This window comes from Nitratireductor sp. GCM10026969 (assembly GCF_042660605.1).
Classification (GTDB): Bacteria; Pseudomonadota; Alphaproteobacteria; order Rhizobiales; family Rhizobiaceae; genus Chelativorans.
In genome coordinates this window covers 1-2,366 of sequence record NZ_JBHSUM010000272.1, presented here as the reverse complement: position 1 = coordinate 2,366, position 2,366 = coordinate 1, and the positions used below count along the sequence as shown (strand labels likewise).

Sequence of the window (2,366 nt, the reverse complement as noted above, 5' to 3'; positions counted from 1 at the left end):
GCGCCTGCCATTGCCGCGCGCGCTCCTCGATCTGCCTCAGCCCGCTCGCGCCGACGGCACAGTGCAGCGTCCCCGACCGCTCCGGCTCGCAGGCGATCGCGTGCTTCTCGACCAGCGCGAAGACGAGGCGCGGTGCCTCGCCCAGGAGCGTCAGGAGCCGCTCCCCATGGATTGCGCCCAACGTTTTCGGCAGTTCATCCGGCAGCACCCACATGCCGGCATTGACCAGCCCGACATTGCGGCCCGAACCCCCATGGCCGATCTCGCAGCCCTCGAGCACGACCGTCCTTGCTCCGGCCTCGGCCAGATGGAGGGCTGCCGATAGACCGGTGAAGCCGCCGCCGACCACCGCGACATCGGCTTTCAGCGCGCCGGCAAGCGCTGAGGTCTGCGGCGCGGGCGGCGCGGTCCGGGCCCAGAGGCTCTGGCCGTCGGGGTGTTCCTGCATGGCGAGCGAGCCTGCCTTTACTCACGGTCGGCGGCAGCTTTGGCACGGGTTTGCGCAAATGCCAATGGGCACGCGCGCTGACGGCGGAACGGGCTCCCGGCCTTTCCGGGAGATGCCTACGAATCCATGCGGTTTGCTATTTTACCGTAAGCATACGCCTCGCGTACTGACGTAAACGCCGCGCCGTTCCTATCGTGCCGGCGATTCTCTGCGCGTCGTGCTGGCGCGGCGTGGCCTGCGTATCCGTCCCTTATGCATGTGTACGCCCGCTCCGGGCATCGGCCGTCATACCAAGCCAACGGGATCCCCATGCCGACAGAACGCGAAAGCCATCATTCCTCCACAGCCGAGACGCGCAATGCCGCGGAATCCTTTCGACACGCCCGGGGCAATGGACCGGTTTCGTGGATGCGGTCGGCATGCGGCGCGGCGTTGGCCGTGCTCACCGGCGCGCGCATGGAGGCATGGACGTGCAGAGGGAGATGGGTTTGGGCCGCTGCGCTCCTCCTTGTCACGGCTGCCCTTGCTGTCGGCAATCCTCGCGGTGCGGCGGCGCAAAGCATGCCGGATTTCGGACAGTGCGACGGCCGGATGTTCCTGTCGCTCCATGATACGGCCACCGATGTCACCACCTTCTACGAAGTCGATACATCGACAAACCCGTTTCAGTACACGCATTTCGGAAGCGTGAACTTCCAGGTGAACGGCACGGCCTTCAATCCGGCCGATTTCTACGTCTACGGTGTGAACAACGCTACAGGCGACGTCATCAGGGTCGGCAGCGATGGCAACTGGGAGACGGTCACTGTAAACCCGCCTTTGCCGGCAGCGGCGTTTGCCGCCGAAATCGGTGCCGACGGCTACATGTATGTCGGCGGTGACAGCGCCACCCTCCACCGGGTCGACCTGACCACCGGTGACTCCACCACTATCACAATGTCCGAGAGTCCGGATGCCGCCGACTATGCGTGGCATGATGGTCTCCTTTACGCGGTGAGGAGGGGTACGAACGAGTTCTTGACCATCGACCCGAGTACCGGCGCCGTGTCCACGCTCGGCAACGTCACGGTATCCGGCGACATTACGGCGGCGTTTGGAGCGCCGAACGGGGTCTATGGCGCCGCGATCTCCGGCGGTTTCTACAAGTTTGACAAGGACACCGTCACGGCAACGAGGATCTCCGGCTCTCCAGGGGCTTCCAACAGCGACGGCGCCAAATGCTACTCGTCGATCGTTAATCTGCCCGCCGATATCCAGGTCACCAAGGTAAGCGACTCGGACTCCTACATCCCCGGTCAGGATGTAACCTACACGATCACGATCTCCAATCCGAACGGCCCCTTCGGCGTGTCGGGCCTCGAGGTGATCGACGACCCGACGCCGGAGGGTATCACGAATGCCCGATGGACGTGCACGGCCTCCGCTGGCGCAAGCTGCCGGCATGCGAGCGGCACGGGCGGCATCGAGGGTGAGAGGGTGAGTGTGCCGGTCGGTGGCGTCGTCACGTTCGACCTCACCATGGAAGTGCCACCGGACCATGATGGCGAGCTGGTCAACGTCGTCACGGCCACGAACCCCCAGGATTCGGCGGATCCCGATCCGGACAACAACACGTCGAGCTTCGCCAAGCTGCCGGCCCATATGGAGCTTAGGAAAACGGGGAACCTGATCGCCGGCGGTAACGGCCAGGCGGATGCAAACGAAGAGATCGAGTACAGCTTTACGATCGAGAACACCGGTGGTGTGAAGCTGACCAACCTCACGGTCAGCGATCCGATGATGACGGTCTCGGGTTCCATTGCGGAACTGGACCCCGGCGCAAGCGGCACCCTCACGGCGCGCTACACGCTGACGCAGGCTGACATTGATTTGGGCCGGCTGGAGAACCAGGCGACGGCGCATGCGCAGGCTTCCAGCG

General features: G+C 64.5%; 2 protein-coding genes. One reads left to right on the top strand and one right to left on the bottom strand.

The features are described from left to right. A partial coding sequence (locus tag ACFP9U_RS24765) for an NAD(P)/FAD-dependent oxidoreductase (RefSeq protein WP_378625515.1) occupies positions 1-448 on the bottom strand: 448 nt, incomplete at its 3' end. Between the two features lie 309 nt (positions 449-757). Between ACFP9U_RS24765 and ACFP9U_RS24760 the strand changes: the two genes are divergently transcribed. Then, a partial coding sequence (locus ACFP9U_RS24760) for a DUF6923 family protein (protein ID WP_378625514.1) occupies positions 758-2,366 on the top strand: 1,609 nt, incomplete at its 3' end.